The sequence below is a fragment of the Actinoplanes lobatus genome (genome assembly GCF_014205215.1).
Classification (GTDB): domain Bacteria; phylum Actinomycetota; class Actinomycetes; order Mycobacteriales; family Micromonosporaceae; genus Actinoplanes; species Actinoplanes lobatus.
Genome location: NZ_JACHNC010000001.1, coordinates 9,236,960 through 9,253,409, shown reverse-complemented (window position 1 = coordinate 9,253,409; position 16,450 = coordinate 9,236,960). Strand labels below are relative to the sequence as shown.

Genomic DNA, 16,450 nt, shown 5'->3' with positions numbered 1-16,450 from the left:
TGTCCGGACCGGCTCCGGGTGTGACACCTCCCCTCGCCACCATCGGTGACCATCGACCGGAAGAATGTGCGCCGATGATCAGCATGTCGATGCGGCGGTGCGCGGTGGCGTTCGCGCTGGGTCTCGCCGCGGGATGTTCGGCGCCGCCCGTGCCCATGCCGGAGCCGCCGTCGCCGGCTCCGGTCCCGTCGGCCGCGCCGGCCTCGTGGGTGGGGACCTGGGGGACCGCGGTCCAGCACGGTGGGCGGTCCTTTCAAGATCACACGGTACGGCAGATCGTGCACACCAGCATCGGCGGTGACAGCGCCCGTGTCCGGTTCTCCAACGAGTTCGGCAGCGGGCCGCTGGTCATCGGCTCGGCCTACCTGGCGCACCGGGCCGGCGGCGGCACTGTCACGGACTCCCGGCCGGTCATGTTCGGGGGCGCGACCACGGTGACCGTGCCGGCCGGGCAGACCGCGGTCAGCGACGAGGTGGCGTTCACGGTGCCGGCCGACGGGGACGTGGCGGTCACCGTTCACCTGCCCACCACGGCCGGCGGGACGGTGCACGGGATCGCGGTGCAGGACACGTACGTCGCCTCCGGTGACCAGGCGGCGGCCGGCGGGCTGTCCGGGGCGAAGACCGAGAGCAGCTGGTACTTCCTGTCCGGGCTGGACGTGCGCAACGCGGGCGCGGCCGGCGCGGTGGTCGCGTTCGGGGCCTCCATCACCGACGGGTTCGGCTCCCGCTTCAACGGCAACCAGCGCTGGCCCGACCTGCTCGCCGACCGGCTGCGCGCGGCCGGGTACACGGTCGGGGTGCTCAACGCCGGGATCAGCGGCAATCGGCTCACCGTCGACGACCGTGGGGAGAGCGCGCTGAACCGGTTCGAACGCGACGTGCTCAGCCGGCCGGGCGCCCGCTGGGTGATCATCTCGGACGACGCGATCAACGACCTGGGCGCGGCCGACCCACCGTCCACCGCCGAGCTGATCGGCGCCCTTGGGACGCTGGTCGAGCGGGCGCACGGGGCGGGGCTGCGGGTGATCTGTTCGACGCTCACGCCGTACGAGGGCGCCGGGTACTGGACCGCCCGCGGCGAGTCGGCCCGCGGCGAGATCAACGCGTTCCTGCGCGGCCCCGGCAGCGGCTGCGACGCGGTCCTCGACGCGGACCGGGCCACCCACGACCCGTCCGCGCCCACCCGCTACCGGCGGGCGTACGACTCGGGCGACCACCTGCACCCCGGCGCGGCCGGGCTCCAGGCCATCGCCGACGCGGTTCCGCTGGATGTCTTCACCCGTTGAAGCGGGCGAGCGTGACCTCGGCCAGCCGGCGCCAGTCGGCTGCCGCACCGTCGGCCGTCGCCGCGGCGAACCCCTCGCCCAGGCGGTCGCGGACGGTCCGCTCGATCCGGGCCGCGTCCGGGTGCGCGCGGTCCGGCAGGCCCCGGACCGCGGTGCTCGCCGCGAGCAGCCGGGCCGCCTGCTCCGGGTCGTCGTGGCGCAGCGCCTGGTCGGCGACGCCGACGAGCACCTGGGCGATCAGCGGCGCGTGGCCCATCTCGACCGCCGCGCGGTAGGCGGCGGCGCGGTGCGTACCGGCCTCGCGGTGATCCTCGGTGAGATGGCCGAGCAGGTCCTCGATCTCGCCGCGGACGTTCGGCCGCTCGGCATCCTCGCCCAGGATCCCGGTCGCGGCCGCGAGCTGCCGGTACGCCTCCGCCCGGTCGCCGGCCCAGTGGGCCAGGAGCGCCTCGGCGAGCGCCAGCTCGGCCAGCGCACCCGGCCAGGTGACCCGCTCCGCCGAGCGCCGCGCCCCGGCGAGCGCGGTCGCGGCGGCCGCCCGGTCACCGGCCAGCCAGTACAGCTGCGCCTGCCGGGCCCGCATCCGGATCACGTCCTCGACCGCGCCGATCGGGGTGACCACCTCGATCGCCTCCTCGTAGTGCCCGCAGGCGGCGGTGAACTCGCCGCGGGTGGCGATCCGGTTCGCCAGCTCGATCAGCGCGAACGAGATGCCGAACCGCTCGCCGAGCGCCCGGAACTCGGTGAGCGCCGTCTCCAGGTGGGCGTCCGCGTCGTGTCCACCGTGGCCGAGCAGCATCCGCATCTTGCCCAGGTGCAGCCGGGCCAGCGCGCGGGCCCACGGATCAGGGTCGTCGAGCAGCGGCTCGAAGGCGGACAGGACCGCGCCCGGTTCCCGCAGCAGGCGCTCCAGCGGGGCGGTGAAACCGATCAGGGGATGCCGGCGTGGGGCGTGCCGGCTCAGCTCGTACGCCTTGATGATCCACTCGGCTGCCCGGTGCTCGTCGCCACGGCCGTCGGTCAGGAACATGGTGAAGATCGCGTAGACGGTGGCCCGGATGTCGTCGGGCACCGTACCGGGCGTCCCGGTGGCCGCCAGGATCAGCTCGGCGCCCTCGGTCTTGTTGCCGCTGAGCCACCAGTACCAGCCGGCGCCCGCGGCCAGCCGCATCGCCGCGGGCGCGTCACCGGTCGCCAGCGCCCCGCGCATCGCGGCCCCGATGTTGTCGTGCTCGGCCTGGAGCAGCGCCAGCCAGTGCAGCTGCCCGGCCCGGCGCAGATGCGGCTCGGCGGTCTCGGCCAGCTCGGTGCACCAGTCCAGGTGCGCACGCCGGGCCTGCTCCGACTCGCCGGCCTCGGCCAGCCGGTCACCGGCGTACTCCCTGATGGTGCCCAGCATCCGGTAGCGGGGCGCGCCGTCGCCCTCGGCCACCAGCAGCGACTTCTCGGTGAGCGAGGTGAGCAGCTCCAGGTGGTCGCCGCCGCGGACCCGCTCGGCCGCCTCCAGGCTCGCCCCGCCGGAGAACACCGACAGCCGGCGCAGCATGGTGCGTTCCGCCTCGGACAGCAGCTCCCAGCTCCAGTCGATCACCGCCCGCAGGGTCCGGTGCCGGGGCAGGGCGGTACGGCTGCCGCCGGTCAGCAGGCGGAACCGGTCGTCGAGGCGGTGCGCGAGCTGATCGAGGGACATGGTCCGCAGCCGGGCCGCCGCGAGTTCGATGGCCAGTGGCATCCCGTCCAGGGCCCGGCACACCCGGACCATCGTGGACAGGGTGGCGGGGTCGTCGCCGAGATCTTGGCGGACGGCGCCGGCCCGGTCGCGCAGCAGCCGTACCGCCGGGGAGCCGGCGGCGTCGCCGTCGTCCGTGGGCAGGGCCAGCGGCTCCACCGGCCACAGTGCCTCGCCGACGATGCCGAGCGGTTCCCGGCTGGTCGCCAGGATCCGCAGTTTCGGGCACTCGCCGAGCACCCGGTGCGCGAACTCCGCCGCCGCCTCGATCACGTGCTCGCAGTTGTCCAGGACGAGCAGCGTCTCCCGGTCCCGGACGGCGGCGGTCAGGCGCTCCAGCGGGCCGGCCGGCGCCGCCTCGCCGTGCAGGGTGTCGCGCAGGCCGAGCCCGGCGAGAGCCGCCTGCGCCACGTCACCGTCCGGGCCGATGGCGGCGAGCTCCACCAGCCACGCCCCGTCCGGAAGATCATCGAGCAGGGTACGGGCGGACTCCGCGGCCAGCCGGGTCTTGCCCGAGCCGCCCGGCCCGGTCAGTGTGGTGAGCCGGTGCCCGGCCACCAGTTCCCGGACCGCCGCGACGTCGGCCGACTTGCCGATGTAGCTGGTCAGCTCGGCGCGCAGGTTGGTCCGCCGCCGCTGCGGCCGCCGGGCGTCGCCGCGCAGCAGGGCGACGTGCAGGGCGGACAGCTCCGGTGACGGGTCCACCCCCAGGGCGTCGGCCAGCGCCTCCCGGGTGCGCTGGTAGACCAGCAGCGCCTCACTGCCCCGGCCGGCCGCGGCCAGGGCACGCATCAGGGCGGCGGCCAGCCGTTCCCGTAGCGGGTGCGCCGCGACCAGGGCGGTCAGTTCGGGGACCAGCCCGGGGTGGCCGGCGCCGGACTCGTACCGGTCCTCCAGCGCGGCCAGGCGCAGCTCCTCCAGCCGGGTGACGGCCGCGCCGAAGGCCGCGCTGTCCGGCAGCGCGACATCCCGCATGGCGGGCCCGCGCCACAGGCCGAGCGCCTCCCGCAGCAGCCGTTCCCGGGCCGGGTCGTCGCCGGCATGGGCGTGCGCCGCGGTGACCAGGCGCTCGAACCGGACGGCGTCGACCGCGTCCGGCCCGGCGGTCAGCCGGTAGCCCTCGGTGTGCCCCTCGACCGCGCCGTCCGGCAGCACCTTGCGCAGCCGGGAGACCAGGCGGTGCAGGGCGTTGGTGGCGTCAGCGGGCGGCTGTCCACCCCAGATCCAGTCGACCAGGGCCGCCTTCGGCACCACCCGGCCGGTCTCCAGCGCCAGGGCGATCAGCAACCCGCGCAGCCGTGCGCCGGGCACGTCGGTGAGGGCGCCGTCGTCGCCGTGCACCTCGAACGATCCAAGTATCCCGATCCGCACCAGCAGATCCTGCCACGGTCGATGCCGGCCTCACGGCCAGGTCAGGACCGCCAGGGGCAGGGTGCCGCACGGCGTGAGCCGGACCCCGTCGGGAAGCACCGCCGGAAGCGCGGTGAGCAGCGCGGTACGGATGTGCGCGTCCCGGATCAGGGAACCCGCCAGGTGGTGGGCGGTGCTGCCGGCGACCACCCGGCCGTGCGTGTTGACCAGCGCGACCGGTGTGCCGACGGCCCGCAGCGCCGGGCGCAGGGCGCGCTCGAAGTCACCGACGAACACGTCCGCCCCGGCGATCCCGGCGAACGTGCCGTGGTCGGTGACCGGGACGGTGAAGGTGAGCGCGTACTGCTCGGCGCAGACGTAGTCGACGTACGGCCCGGTCACGTGGCGGCGACCGGTGGCGCGGGGCACCGAATACCACGGCTGACGGCCCACGTCGACGAACGTGTCGCTGGCCGGGTCCAGGTCGAGGGCCAGCTGGGAACGCCGCTCCGGGGAACCCATCCACCACTCCAGGCCGGGCCGCCCGTCGGCGAGCGGGACGGTGATCACCCCGGCCCCGTTGATCAGTCCACCCAGCGCCTCGGTCACCCACGGGCGCAGCACGGCCAGGTCGGCCGAGGTGGGCCGCCCGCCGGTGAACAGGTCCTCGGCCCGGCGGCGCAGCCCGTCGGCGGTGGCGAAGGCGGACTCGGCCAGGGCGGTGACGCGTTCGGCCAGGGCTGTCGTCTCGTTGGTGATCGTCTGTCCCACGGGGCCCACCTCTACGGCTCGACCAGCGTCAAGTGCAGCGTAACGAGCCGCTCGACGGCCGTCTCTATGTGTTCTTCGGTGAGTCTGCGGGCCAGGTCGCCGTCGCCGGCCGCGACGGCCGCCGTGATGGCCCGGTGTTCCGCGTGCGGATCATAGGCGCTGTCGGCGGTCTGGAGTATCGGGGACCAGAGGAGCGTGCCCAGCTCGCCGGCGAACCGGATCTCCTCCCGGGCCAGGCGTGCGGACTGGGCCACCGCCGCGACCTCCAGGTGGTAGGCCCGTTCCATCCGGTGCAGCGGCCCGGCCACGTCGGCGTCGACCTCCTCGATGCGCAGGATGTCGTCGGCGTCGGCGCGCTGGGCGGCCAGGCGTGCGGCGGCCCCCGCGACCGCCGCGTAGTGGTCGGCCGTGTCGCGCAGGTTGGGCAGGCTCAGTTCGGAGAGCCGGGACCGCAGGGACCGGTCGGCGGCCGCCGCGGGCGCGCGCACGAAGCTGCCGCCGCCACGACCGCGGCGCGTCTCCACCAGGTCCTGCTGCCGCAGCGCCACCAGCGCCTCCCGGACGGTCACCCGGGAGACCCCGAACTGTGCCGCCAGATCGGTCTCGCTGGGCAGCTGCTCGGCATCGGTGAGCAGCCCGAACGTGATGGCGTCGGTGAGCCGCCGGACGACCGTCTCGGCTCGGCTGTGCGGGTCGAGTGGCGCGAACACCACGGATCGCGCGCTGGCTCGGGACGTCCCCATGGGCCTTGATTCTTCCGTATGGCTGTTAACGAACCGGTTACCGGGCCGTCTTGACCTTTAAAGTCTGACGCCATACGTTTTCGCCGTGACCGACATCTCAACCCCGGCCATCCGGCTGACCGGGCTCCGTAAGTCGTTCGGCGCGGTCGATGCCGTGGCCGGCGTCGACCTCGCGATCGCCGACGGCGAGTTCTTCTCCATGCTCGGCCCGTCCGGCTCCGGCAAGACCACCGTGCTGCGGATGATCGCCGGGTTCGAGCTGCCCACCGCCGGGACCGTCGAACTGGCCGGGCGGGACGTGACCCGGCTCGCGCCCTTCGAACGCGACGTCAACACGGTCTTCCAGGACTACGCCCTGTTTCCGCACATGACGGTCCTGGAGAACGTGGAGTACGGGCTCAAGGTCCGCCGGGTCGCCAAGCGGGAGCGCCGCGAGCGCGCCGAACAGGCCCTCGCCTCGGTCCGGCTGGAGGGCTTCGGCGGCCGTCGCCCGGCCGCCATGTCCGGCGGTCAGCGGCAGCGCGTCGCCCTGGCCCGGGCCCTGGTCAACCGGCCCAGGGTGCTGCTGCTCGACGAGCCGCTCGGCGCGCTCGACCTGAAGCTGCGCGAGCAGATGCAGGTGGAGCTCAAGGTCATCCAGCGCGAGGTCGGCATCACCTTCGTCTTCGTCACCCACGACCAGGACGAGGCGCTCACCATGAGCGACCGGGTCGCGGTCTTCGACGCCGGGCGCATCGCCCAGGTCGGCACCTCCGAGGAGGTGTACGAACGGCCGCGCAGCTCCTTCGTCGCCGGTTTCGTCGGCACCTCCAATGTGTTCACCGGTGACGTGTCCCGGACGCTGTTCGCCCGCGACGGCGTGTTCTCGGTGCGCCCCGAGAAGATCGAGATCTCCGCGGACACCGGCGCGCCCGGCACGGTCGCCGAGGTCGTCTACGCCGGCGCCGTCACCCGGTACGTCGTCGACCTCGACGCGGGCAGCCGCGCCGTCGTCGTCGCCCAGAACCGCCACGACGGCGCGCCCCTGGCCGCCCGCGGCCAGCGGGTGCACCTGACCTGGCACGACGAGCACATCGTCGAGATCCCCCCTGTTGCGAAGGAGACCGCGCATGCGTAGCGGAAGAATATTGTTGGCGGCACTGGCCGCGGGCGTGCTCACGCTCGCCGGCTGCGGCGGTGACGGTGGCGGCGACTCGGCCGGCGGCGGACCCGGCGGCCTCACCGTCCCGAAGATCGACAAGTTGGCGGCGCTCGGCGCCGGCGAGGGCGAGGTCAACGTCGTCTCGTGGGCCGGGTACGTCGAGGACGGCTCCACCGACAAGAGCGTCGACTGGGTCACCGGGTTCGAGAAGGAGACCGGCTGCCAGGTCAACAACAAGATCGCCGGGACGTCCGACGAGATGGTCGCCCTCATGAAGACCGGCGAGTACGACGTCGTGTCCGCCTCCGGTGACGCGTCCCTGCGGCTCATCTACGGCGGTGACGTCGCCCCGGTCAACACCGATCTGCTCAGCAACTACAAGGACGTCTTCGAGGGCCTGAAGAACAAGGCCTGGAACTCGGTCGACGGCGTGCCCTACGGCGCCCCGCACGGCCGTGGCGCCAACCTGCTGATGTACCGCACCGACACGGTCACCCCGGCGCCCACCTCGTGGAGTGCCGTCTTCGACCCGGCGTCACCGCACAAGGGCAAGATCACCGCGTACGACTCGCCGATCTACATCGCCGACGCCGCGCTCTACCTCATGAAGACCAAGCCGGAACTGAACATCAAGAACCCGTACGCCCTCGACGACACCCAGTTCCAGGCGGCCGTCGACCTGCTCAAGCAGCAGAACGAGCTGATCGGCGAGTACTGGTCCGACTACACCAAGGAGGTGCAGGCCTTCAAGGCCGGCAACTCGGTGCTCGGCACCACCTGGCAGGTCATCACCAACCTGACCAAGGCCGACGGCGCGCCCGTCGAGGCGATCCTGCCGACCGAGGGCGCCACCGGCTGGTCCGACACGTGGATGGTGTCCGCCAAGGCCAAGCACCCCAACTGCGCGTACCTGTGGATGAACCACATCATCTCGCCCAAGGCCAACGCCGGGGTCGCCGAGTGGTTCGGTGAGGCGCCGTCCAACAAGCTGTCCTGCGCCGAGACCAAGGACCCGAACCACTGCGCCACCTTCCACGCCGAGGACGAGGCCTACTTCGAGCAGGTCTGGTACTGGACCACCCCGCTCGCCCAGTGCATCGACGGGCGCAAGGACGTGACCTGCAAGGACTACTCGGCCTGGACCCAGGCCTGGACGACGATCAAGGGATAACGTGGCACGTCTCGGTTCCTACCTGCACCGGCACCCGCGCCTGCGCCTGGCCGGCCTGCTCTCGGCGCCCCTGCTCTGGCTGGTCGTCGCCTATCTCGGCGCGCTCGCGGTGCTGCTGGTGTCGGCGTTCTGGACCGTGAACGGCTTCACCGGCGAGGTGGTCCGGCAGTTCTCCCTGGGGAACTTCCGGACCATCCTCACCGAGGAGGTGTACCGGAATGTCGCCCTGCGCAGTCTCGGCGTGGCCGCGGCGGTCACCGTCATCTGCGTCGTCGTCGCCGTACCGATGGCGTTCTTCATGGCCAAGGTGGCGGCGGCGAGATCCCGGCACTGGCTGGTCATCGCCATCCTCACTCCACTGTGGGCCAGCTACCTGGTCAAGGCCTACGCCTGGCGGATCCTGCTGGCCAACAACGGCCCCATGGACACCCTCTTCGGCGGACCCGGGTACGGGCTGCCCGCCACCATCCTGGTCCTCGCCTACATGTGGCTGCCCTACATGATCCTGCCGGTCTACGCGGGGCTGGAGCGGCTGCCGGACTCGCTGCTGGAAGCCTCCGCCGACCTGGGGGCGCGCGCCGGGCGTACCTTCCGGTCGGTGATCCTGCCGATTTTGATCCCGTCGGTCTTCGCCGGATCGATCTTCACGTTCTCGCTGTCGCTCGGCGACTACATCACCGTGCAGATCGTCGGCGGCAAGACCCAGCTCATCGGCAACCTGGTCTACGCCAACATCGGCGCCGCCAACAACCTCCCGTTCGCCGCCGCGATCGCTACCGTCCCGGTGCTGATCATGGTGATCTACCTGCTCGCGGTCCGCCGCTCCGGCGCCCTGGAGGAGCTGTGACGCTGTCTGCCCCCGCCCGCTGGGCGCTGCGTGCCGTGATGGCGCTCGGGCTCACCTTCATCTACGTGCCGCTGCTGCTGGTGCTGATCAACTCGTTCAACGGCGACCGCACCTTCGCCTGGCCGCCGCACGACCTCACCACCCGCTGGTGGTCGGCCGCCTGGGCCAACGACGGCGCCCGGCAGGCGCTGCTCACCTCGGTGCAGGCCGGGCTCGGCGCCACCGCGATCGCCCTGGTGCTGGGCACGATGATCGCCTTCGCGGTGCAGCGGTTCCGGTTCTTCGGCCGGGACACGATCTCGCTGCTCGTGGTGCTGCCGATCGCGCTGCCCGGCATCGTCACCGGCATCGCCCTGGACAGCGCCTGGCGGTCGGTGATGGGTGACCTCGGCATCAGCAAGGGGATGTTCTCGATCATCGTCGGCCACGCCACGTTCTGCGTGGTGACGGTCTACAACAACGTGCTGGCCCGGCTGCGCCGGACCGGCACCAACCTGGAGGAGGCGTCGGCCGACCTGGGCGCCTCCGGCTTCCAGACCTTCCGGTACGTCACCTTCCCGCTGATCCGGTCCGCCCTGCTGGCCGGTGGGTTGCTCGCCTTCGCGCTGTCCTTCGACGAGATCATCGTGACCACCTTTACGGCCGGTCCCGGGGTGACCACCCTGCCCATCTGGATCTTCAACAACCTGTTCCGGCCCAACCAGGCCCCGGTCGTCAACGTGGTCGCCGCGGTTCTGATCGTCCTCTCGGTGATCCCGGTGTGGCTGGCCCAGCGCATCGCCGGACCCCAGGCGGGCGCCGGCCGCACCTGACCCAGGTTCCGTAAACCCGGCCTTCTCGTGGTCGATTACCCGTGGCGAGTCGTTCGCCCCGGGGTCTGAGAACCCGCAACCGGGTGGCACCGGTTCGGGCACTTGGTGTGCACCTGCCGCCCTGGAATCTCTTTCACATGCCCGGCCGACTTCGAGGCCGGACAACCTGGGGGAGATTGTTTTGCGACGCGCCAAGCTGCCGATGATGCTGACAGCCTTGACCGCCGTATTCGCGGGTGGCACCGCTGTCGTGGCGCCGACTGCCGCTGTTGCGGCGCCGGCCAGCAAGTGTGTTACCGACGCCAACCTTGTCCCGTCCTGTGGCGTGTTGTGGGGTGGTGCGGCTGGTGGGTTCACCAGTAAGCCCCGCGACCTGGAGCACAGGAACTGGGAGAAGATGTCCGGGCGGACCGCGACGATCTTCCACACCTACCACAAGGGTGACGAGGAGTTCCCGACCAAGGCTGAGATCGCGATGACGCAGGACCCGGCGAACCCGCGGGTGCTGCTGCTGAACTGGAAGATCGCCTACGGCTCGTCGTGGGCGAAGGTGGCCAAGGGTGAGCAGGACGACCGGATCGACGCGTTCGCCAAGCGGATCAAGGCGTACGACAAGGACGTGTTCCTGGTGCTGAACCATGAGCCGGAGAACGACGTGAAGCCGAAGAAGGGTTCCGGCTGGGAGGCCAAGGACTTCAAGGCGATGTACCGGCACACCATCCAGCGGTTGGAGGCGCAGGGCGCCGACAACGTGGTGAACGTGATGGCCTACATGGGTAACGAGAAGTGGATGGCCCAGTCGTGGTGGAAGGACCTCTACCCCGGCGACGACGTCGTCGACTGGATCGGCCTGGACTCCTACGTGTCCGTGGAGAAGGGCTACTACCACTACGGCACGTTCGGTGACCTGCTGGACCGTAAGCCGAAGAACGGCGGCCCGGGTTTCTACGAGTGGGCGACGACCAAGCACCAGGGCAAGCCGATCATGATCGCCGAGTGGGGCGGGTACCACCGGATCGGCAAGAAGACCGACAAGTCGGCGGTGTACAACAGTGTGCTGCCGCAGCTGAAGAAGCGTCCCGCGATCAAGGCGATCGTGCACTTCGACACGAAGGCCGATGACCAGGGCAACCGGGACATCAGCATCAACAGCACCCCGGCCAGCCTCGCCGCGTTCAAGAAGCTCGCCGCCAACCCGATCTTCAACGTCAAGCTGAGCTGACCTGACACAGACACCGAGCCGCCACCCCACCAGGGGTGGCGGCTCGTTCGGCTATTCGCAGGGCTCGAAGGCGTTCGTGATGTAGGTGATCCGGCCGCCGCCGTCCTCCCGGTCACCGGCCCACATCATCGGCGGCTCCTTGGCAGTGGTGATCCAGTACTTCTGGAACACGCCGTCCCACCGGGTGGTCGCGCCGGGGATGGTGCGCAGCGCCTTCCGGACGGTCGTCGCGGTCGTCACATCGTGCGGCAGGTGGACGCCGTCCGGCAGCCGCCCGGCGCCGACGGTCCAGCCGACCAGGCGGTTGTTCGCCGGCGCCATGGTCACCGTCAGCGCTCCCCAGATGAGATGGCGGCGCGGTTCCGCGGAAGGATCGAGTTCGCAACCGCCGCCCTGCACGATCCGGTCCGGCGCGTCCAGGGCCCGGCGCAGCACCCGCTCCGCGGCCCGGGCCGAACCGCCGACCTCGACGCCGCCGACCGCCAGCGGCGTCAGCTCCAGCGTGCGACGGCCCCACAGTGCCACCACGGCCGGGGCGTTGAACAGGGCCGCGGCCAGGATCGAGCGCCTCGCCGTCATGTGCCTACCGTAGCGATGAGCGCTCCATTCGTACCAAATATGGTTTTAATGGGGAAATGCTGATATCTCGTGTCGCGGCCTCGGTGGCCGCACTCACCACCCTCGTCGCGCTCAACGCGGGGCCGGCCGTCGCCGCATCGCCCCGGGAGAGTGTCACGGTCACCGGGAGCGGCGCGGTGTACGTCGAACCCGACCTCCTCATCGCCGACTTCGCCTCCGAGGCCGCCGGGGCCACCGTCGACGAGGCGCTGGCAGGCGCCACCGCGTCGGCCACCCGCATGCGGGACACGCTGGTGCGTGGCGGCACGGCCGCGGCCGACCTGCAGACCTCCTACGCCGAAGTCAGCGCGCGCCGCGACGACAAGGGCGAGGTCAACGGCTACACGGCGACGCAGGGGCTCAACGTGAAGATCCGGAACCTGCCGGACGCCGGGAAGCTGCTCGCCGAGACCGTCGCGGCCGGCGGGGACGCGGCGCGGCTCAACGGCGTGTCGTTGGTGATCGAGAACGACAAGGCGCAGCAGGCCGAGGCGCGCCGGAAGGCGTTCGACGACGCCCGGGCCAAGGCCGTGCTGTACGCCGGGGAGGCCGACCGGAAGCTGGGGCGGGTCATCAGGGTGAGCGACGTGATCCCCACCGAAGGGGAGCCCGGCCTATCGAACCAGAAGGCCTACTCGGACGCCGCGCTGCCGATCGAGCCGGGCCGCAAGCAGGTGACCGCGTCCGTCATCGTGGAATGGGTCATGCTGCCCTGAGGCGGGTGACCGGCGGTCAGGCGGGCACCACGATCGGGGTTCCGGCGACCGGGTCGTTGACGATGACGCAGGCGAGGCCGAACACCTTCCCGACCAGCTCGGCGGTGATCACCTCGGCCGGGGTGCCCTCGGCGACGATCCGGCCGTCGGCCATCGCGATGATGTGGTCACAGAAGCGGCTGGCCAGGTTGAGGTCGTGCAGGACCGCGACGATGGTCTTTCCGGACTCCCGGTTCAGGGTGCCCAGCAGGCGCAGCAGCTCGACCTGATGGTTGATGTCCAGGAACGTCGTCGGCTCGTCGAGCAGCAGCAGATCGGTGTCCTGGGCCAGCGCCATCGCCACCCAGACCCGCTGCCGCTGCCCGCCGGAGAGCTGGTGCAGGGGCCGGTCCGCCAGATCGGCGGTGCCGGTCGCGTCGAGGGCGCGGGCCACCGCGTCGTGGTCGTCGCCGGTCCACCGGCGGAACCAGCCCTGATGCGGGTAGCGGCCGCGGGACACCAGGTCGGCGACGGTGACGCCGTCCGGCGCCACCGGCGACTGCGGCAGCAGCCCGAGCACCTTGGCGACCTCGACCGTGCTCATCGCGGACATCGGCGTGCCGTCCAGGTGGACCGCGCCGGCCCGGGGTTTGAGCAGCCGGGCCAGGCCGCGCAGCAGGGTGGACTTGCCGCAGGCGTTGGCGCCGACGATGGCGGTCACCTTCCCGTCCAGGATGTCGACGTCGAGGCCGCTCACCACGGCCCGGTCGTCGTAGCCGAGGGTGAGGCCCTGTGCGCGCAGCCGTGTCATCCGCCGGCTCCTCTCCGGTTCGTCGTGGCGAGCAGCCACAGCAGGTAGGGGGCGCCGACCGCGCCGGTGACCACGCCGGTCGGCAGCGGTGTCGGCATCAGGTGCACGGCGACCAGGTCGGCGGTGAGCAGCAGCGCCGCGCCGGTCAGGGCGGCCGCCGCGATGCCGCCGGTGGCCGGGCCGAGCAGCCGGTTCGCGACCGGGCCGGCGACCAGCGCCACGAAGACGATCGGGCCGGCGACCGCGACGGCGAGCGCGACCAGCAGGACGGCGGTGCCGAGGAGGGCGGCACGGCTCAGCTCGGTACGCGTACCGAGCGCCCGGGCCGTGTCGTCGCCGAGTTCGAGTGCCCTGAGGTGCCGCTGCAACAGCACCGCGACCGGCAGCAGGACCGGGAGGGCGTACAGAAGGATCCGTAGTTCGTTCTCGCTGGCCTGACCGACCGAGCCGGTGAGCCAGTGCATGGCCTGCCGCGCCTCGGTCAGTCTCGCGCGGCTCAGCACGTACCCGACCAGACCGTCGAAGAACGCGGCGACCCCGATGCCGATCAGGATGAACCGGTAGCCGCTGACCCCGTCCCGCCAGGCGAGCACGTACATGAGCAGGGCCGCGAGCAGGGCGCCGCCGAGGGCGTACGCGCAGACGGCCAGCCCCGCGGCCTGGAGGAAGACGATGCCGCCGACCGCCGCGAGGCTCGCGCCGGAGGTGACGCCGACGAAGTCGGGGGAGGCCAGCGGGTTGCGCAGCAGCTGCTGGAAGACGGTGCCGGAGGCGCCGAGGGCGAGCCCGACCGCGAGCCCGGCGCAGGCGGTCGGCAGCCGCAGGCCGCGGACCACGAAGTCGATGCCGGGGTTCGGTTCCAGATGCAGGACCGAGACGATCACCTGCCCGGCGGTGAGCCGGAAGCTGCCGACCATCATGGTCAGTACGAACAGGGCGGCCACCAGCAGGGCCAGGACCGTGGTGACGGTGACCGACCGGACGGATCGCCGGCGGCGGGTGACCCGCAGCGTGTCGAGCGTGGCGACGGACATGGTCAGGCCTCCGTGAGCCGGGCGTAGCGGACGATGCCCACGAAGACCGGCGCGCACAGCACCGCGAGGACCACCCCGACCTGGAGTTCGCCGGGCGCGCCGGCCACCCGGCCGATCACGTCGGCGAGCAGCAGGACGACCGGGGCGAGCAGCATCGAGTAGGGCAGGATCCACCGGTAGTCCGGTCCGCACAGGAACCGGGCCAGGTGCGGCACCACCAGGCCGATGAAGACGATCGGCCCGCACGCCGCGGTGGCCGCGCCGGCCAGCAGCGCCACCAGGGCGAACGCGGCGGCCCGGGTGAGCCGGACCCGCTGGCCCAGGCCGCGGGCCACGTCTTCGCCGAGCGCCAGCCCGTTGAGCGCGCGCCCGCATCCCAGCGACAGCACCAGTCCGGTCAGCAGGAACGGGGCGACGCCGGTGAGGACCGGCGCGTACCGGCCGGCCAGCGATCCGACCTGCCAGAACCGCAGCTCGTTGAGCGCGTCGATGTCGGTCATCACGATGGCCGAGGTGACCGAGATCAGCCCGGCGGTGACGGCCGCGCCGGCGAGCGCCAGCTTGACCGGGGTGGCGCCCTCGCGGCCCATCGACGCGATCGAGTAGACCAGCACGGTCGCGGCGGCCGCCCCGGCGAACGCGAACCACACGGAGACGCCGATCCCGCGGATGCCGAGCACCGCGACGGCGAAGACGACGCTCGCGGCCGCGCCCGCGTTGATGCCCATGATCCCGGCGTCGGCGAGCGGGTTGCGGGTCACTCCCTGGAGGATGGCGCCGGCTACGCCGAGCGCGGCCCCGGCGAGGATCCCGAGCAGCGTACGGGGTACCCGCAGCTGAAGCGTGACGGTGCTGTCGATCGTCTGGTCGCCGCCGAGGTTCCCCAGCGCCCGCAGGACCTCCGGCAGGTCGATCGACCGGGAGCCCTGGGTGACGCTGAGGAACGCGACGACGGCCAGGATGGCGCAGAGCGCGACGAGCCCGAGGGCGCGCCTAGGAGCCGATGTTCTCATCAGCGCCGTTGATCGCGGTGGTCAGCTTCTCCAGCTCGGTCGCGAAGTCGCCGTAGGTGTGCAGCCAGTACGCCGGCCAGGCGACGACCGCGCCGGCCTTGGCCGCCTTCACCTCGAACCAGGTCGGCTGCTTCTTGCCGAACTCGGCGTTCAGCGTGTCCTTGTAGGCGCGCCCGTCCCAGAGGATCAGGTCGGGCTGGTACTTGTCGGCGTTCTCCCAGCTCAGCGTCTCCCAGTAGGGGAAGTCCGCGTCCGGCGTCACGGGGTTCATCACCTTGAGGCCCCAGCGCTGGAAGTCGAGCAGCTCGGGGGCGTACTTCGGGTTGGCGACGTACACCTTCTCGTCGGTCGGCGACATGCCGGCCGCGGTCAGGTTCGGTTTCGCGGCGGTGGCGGCCTGGAACGCGGCGACGGCTTTCTCGTACCGCTGCTTGTTCTCGGCGATCTTCGGGTCGTCGACCTTGGCGCCGAGGCTCTTCGCCAGCGCCTCGTAGCCCTCCGCGAGGTCGGCGATCGACTCGCCCTGGGTGACACCCACGATGGGCGCGAGCTCGGTGAGCTTCTTGCTCTTCTCGTCGACGCCCTCTTCCAGGCCGGAGTACGCCTTCTCGACCGGCCACCAGTCGCCGACGATCAGATCCGGGGCGAGGGAGGCCGCCTTCTCCACGTCGATCTTGCCCCACTCCTCGCCGAGGACGGTGATCCCGGTCAGGTCGAGGCTCTTGAGGTTCGCGTCGGTCTTCACCGGCTCGTCGGCGTAGATGCCGACCGGTTTGATCCCGAACGACATCAGGGCGGCGGCCTCACCGGCGTGCGCGATGATCCGGGTGGGGGTCTTGTCGGCCGTCACGGTCTCGCCGTTGCCGCTCTTGAAGGACCAGGGGCCGGCCGCCGCGGGGGTGTCGGGTTCATCGGTGCCGCCGCCGCAACCGGCGAGCAGCACGCCGACTGTCGCGACGGCCAGGATCGAACGCCAGGTGTGCATCGGGGGGGCCGTCCATTCATGTGCGGATCATTGGTTAGGGAAGGCTAACCATAGTTCAAAGGATTTGCATAGCCGAGTCCCGAAAGTTTCGGAACCGTCCAATGCGGATAGCGACGGCTTGCGGTCCAGGATTCGGGTGAATGCCTGTTGAGGTCGATCTCGGTATTTACGAAAGTTCTCCGAAAGTTGTTGACAGGTTTCCGGGTAATGACGAAGCTC

15 protein-coding genes are annotated in these 16,450 nt (G+C 71.5%); 7 read left to right on the top strand and 8 right to left on the bottom strand.

Annotated features, from left to right (window positions below; genetic code table 11):
* Window positions 1-74: 74 nt before the first annotated feature.
* The gene (locus BJ964_RS42190) at window positions 75-1,289 is read left to right on the top strand and encodes a GDSL-type esterase/lipase family protein (RefSeq protein WP_203832852.1); all 1,215 of its coding nucleotides are present in this window, start codon (window positions 75-77) and stop codon (window positions 1,287-1,289) included.
* Here BJ964_RS42190 and BJ964_RS42185 read toward each other — a convergent pair.
* From BJ964_RS42185 to BJ964_RS42175, 3 genes are read right to left on the bottom strand one after another with little or no spacing between them, the layout of a single operon-like run.
* Window positions 1,279-4,389 (bottom strand): BTAD domain-containing putative transcriptional regulator, encoded by a 3,111-nt coding sequence (locus BJ964_RS42185; RefSeq protein WP_188125893.1) that lies wholly within the window; start codon window positions 4,387-4,389, stop codon window positions 1,279-1,281. The two genes, BJ964_RS42190 and BJ964_RS42185, sit on opposite strands and share 11 nt — an antisense overlap.
* 30 nt (window positions 4,390-4,419) lie before the next feature.
* Window positions 4,420-5,139, bottom strand: coding sequence for a PDC sensor domain-containing protein (locus tag BJ964_RS42180; RefSeq protein ID WP_188125892.1), 720 nt, complete (start codon window positions 5,137-5,139; stop codon window positions 4,420-4,422).
* Window positions 5,140-5,150: 11 nt separating this feature from the next.
* Complete coding sequence (locus BJ964_RS42175) at window positions 5,151-5,882, bottom strand: FadR/GntR family transcriptional regulator (protein ID WP_188125891.1); 732 nt, start codon at window positions 5,880-5,882, stop codon at window positions 5,151-5,153.
* Window positions 5,883-5,967: 85 nt separating this feature from the next.
* Here BJ964_RS42175 and BJ964_RS42170 point away from each other — a divergent pair, with 85 nt between their 5' ends.
* The 5 genes from BJ964_RS42170 (at window position 5,968) to BJ964_RS42150 (ending at window position 11,075) form a co-directional block, all read left to right on the top strand.
* Window positions 5,968-6,999, top strand: coding sequence for an ABC transporter ATP-binding protein (locus BJ964_RS42170; RefSeq protein ID WP_407650823.1), 1,032 nt, complete (start codon window positions 5,968-5,970; stop codon window positions 6,997-6,999).
* On the top strand, window positions 6,992-8,194 hold the full coding sequence (locus BJ964_RS42165) for an ABC transporter substrate-binding protein (RefSeq protein WP_188125890.1): 1,203 nt from the start codon (window positions 6,992-6,994) through the stop codon (window positions 8,192-8,194). Before BJ964_RS42170 ends, BJ964_RS42165 begins: the two co-directional genes overlap by 8 nt.
* 1 nt (window position 8,195) lies before the next feature.
* On the top strand, window positions 8,196-9,041 hold the full coding sequence (locus BJ964_RS42160) for an ABC transporter permease (RefSeq protein WP_188125889.1): 846 nt from the start codon (window positions 8,196-8,198) through the stop codon (window positions 9,039-9,041).
* Window positions 9,038-9,853 (top strand): ABC transporter permease, encoded by an 816-nt coding sequence (locus BJ964_RS42155; protein WP_229806727.1) that lies wholly within the window; start codon window positions 9,038-9,040, stop codon window positions 9,851-9,853. The genes BJ964_RS42160 and BJ964_RS42155 overlap by 4 nt, the downstream gene beginning before the upstream one ends.
* A 217-nt stretch (window positions 9,854-10,070) precedes the next feature.
* Complete coding sequence (locus BJ964_RS42150; protein WP_262479426.1) at window positions 10,071-11,075, top strand: glycoside hydrolase family 26 protein; 1,005 nt, start codon at window positions 10,071-10,073, stop codon at window positions 11,073-11,075.
* Between the two features lie 51 nt (window positions 11,076-11,126).
* Here the strand turns inward: BJ964_RS42150 and BJ964_RS42145 are convergent, their stop codons facing one another.
* Window positions 11,127-11,654 carry a hypothetical protein gene (locus tag BJ964_RS42145; RefSeq protein ID WP_188125888.1) on the bottom strand — a complete coding sequence of 176 codons (528 nt, stop codon included), beginning with the start codon at window positions 11,652-11,654 and terminating at the stop codon, window positions 11,127-11,129.
* A gap of 56 nt (window positions 11,655-11,710) precedes the next feature.
* Here BJ964_RS42145 and BJ964_RS42140 point away from each other — a divergent pair, with 56 nt between their 5' ends.
* Entirely contained in the window at window positions 11,711-12,409 is a 699-nt protein-coding gene (locus BJ964_RS42140; protein ID WP_188125887.1) for an SIMPL domain-containing protein, read from the top strand.
* A gap of 16 nt (window positions 12,410-12,425) precedes the next feature.
* On the opposite strand, the gene BJ964_RS42135 is transcribed toward BJ964_RS42140, so the two are convergent.
* Genes BJ964_RS42135 through BJ964_RS42120 form a run of 4 tightly spaced genes read right to left on the bottom strand, consistent with a single transcriptional unit; the run spans window position 12,426 to window position 16,231 of the window.
* Window positions 12,426-13,199 carry an ABC transporter ATP-binding protein gene (locus BJ964_RS42135; protein ID WP_188125886.1) on the bottom strand — a complete coding sequence of 258 codons (774 nt, stop codon included), beginning with the start codon at window positions 13,197-13,199 and terminating at the stop codon, window positions 12,426-12,428.
* Window positions 13,196-14,233 (bottom strand): FecCD family ABC transporter permease, encoded by a 1,038-nt coding sequence (locus tag BJ964_RS42130; RefSeq protein ID WP_188125885.1) that lies wholly within the window; start codon window positions 14,231-14,233, stop codon window positions 13,196-13,198. The genes BJ964_RS42135 and BJ964_RS42130 overlap by 4 nt, the downstream gene beginning before the upstream one ends.
* A 2-nt stretch (window positions 14,234-14,235) precedes the next feature.
* Window positions 14,236-15,246, bottom strand: coding sequence for a FecCD family ABC transporter permease (locus tag BJ964_RS42125; protein WP_188125884.1), 1,011 nt, complete (start codon window positions 15,244-15,246; stop codon window positions 14,236-14,238).
* On the bottom strand, window positions 15,227-16,231 hold the full coding sequence (locus tag BJ964_RS42120) for an ABC transporter substrate-binding protein (RefSeq protein WP_188125883.1): 1,005 nt from the start codon (window positions 16,229-16,231) through the stop codon (window positions 15,227-15,229). The genes BJ964_RS42125 and BJ964_RS42120 overlap by 20 nt, the downstream gene beginning before the upstream one ends.
* Between the last annotated feature and the right edge of the window lie 219 nt (window positions 16,232-16,450).

What these genes read in the sequence shown, in the direction of transcription:
- BJ964_RS42190 (WP_203832852.1), top strand. Translation starts at nt 75, where the DNA reads ATGATCAGCATGTCGATGCGGCGGTGCGCGGTGGCGTTCGCGCTGGGT.
- BJ964_RS42135 (WP_188125886.1), bottom strand. Translation starts at nt 13,199, where the DNA reads ATGACACGGCTGCGCGCACAGGGCCTCACCCTCGGCTACGACGACCGG.
- BJ964_RS42130 (WP_188125885.1), bottom strand. Translation starts at nt 14,233, where the DNA reads ATGTCCGTCGCCACGCTCGACACGCTGCGGGTCACCCGCCGCCGGCGA.
- BJ964_RS42120 (WP_188125883.1), bottom strand. Translation starts at nt 16,231, where the DNA reads ATGCACACCTGGCGTTCGATCCTGGCCGTCGCGACAGTCGGCGTGCTG.
- BJ964_RS42145 (WP_188125888.1), bottom strand. Translation starts at nt 11,654, where the DNA reads ATGACGGCGAGGCGCTCGATCCTGGCCGCGGCCCTGTTCAACGCCCCG.
- BJ964_RS42125 (WP_188125884.1), bottom strand. Translation starts at nt 15,246, where the DNA reads ATGAGAACATCGGCTCCTAGGCGCGCCCTCGGGCTCGTCGCGCTCTGC.
- BJ964_RS42140 (WP_188125887.1), top strand. Translation starts at nt 11,711, where the DNA reads ATGCTGATATCTCGTGTCGCGGCCTCGGTGGCCGCACTCACCACCCTC.
- BJ964_RS42175 (WP_188125891.1), bottom strand. Translation starts at nt 5,882, where the DNA reads ATGGGGACGTCCCGAGCCAGCGCGCGATCCGTGGTGTTCGCGCCACTC.
- BJ964_RS42165 (WP_188125890.1), top strand. Translation starts at nt 6,992, where the DNA reads ATGCGTAGCGGAAGAATATTGTTGGCGGCACTGGCCGCGGGCGTGCTC.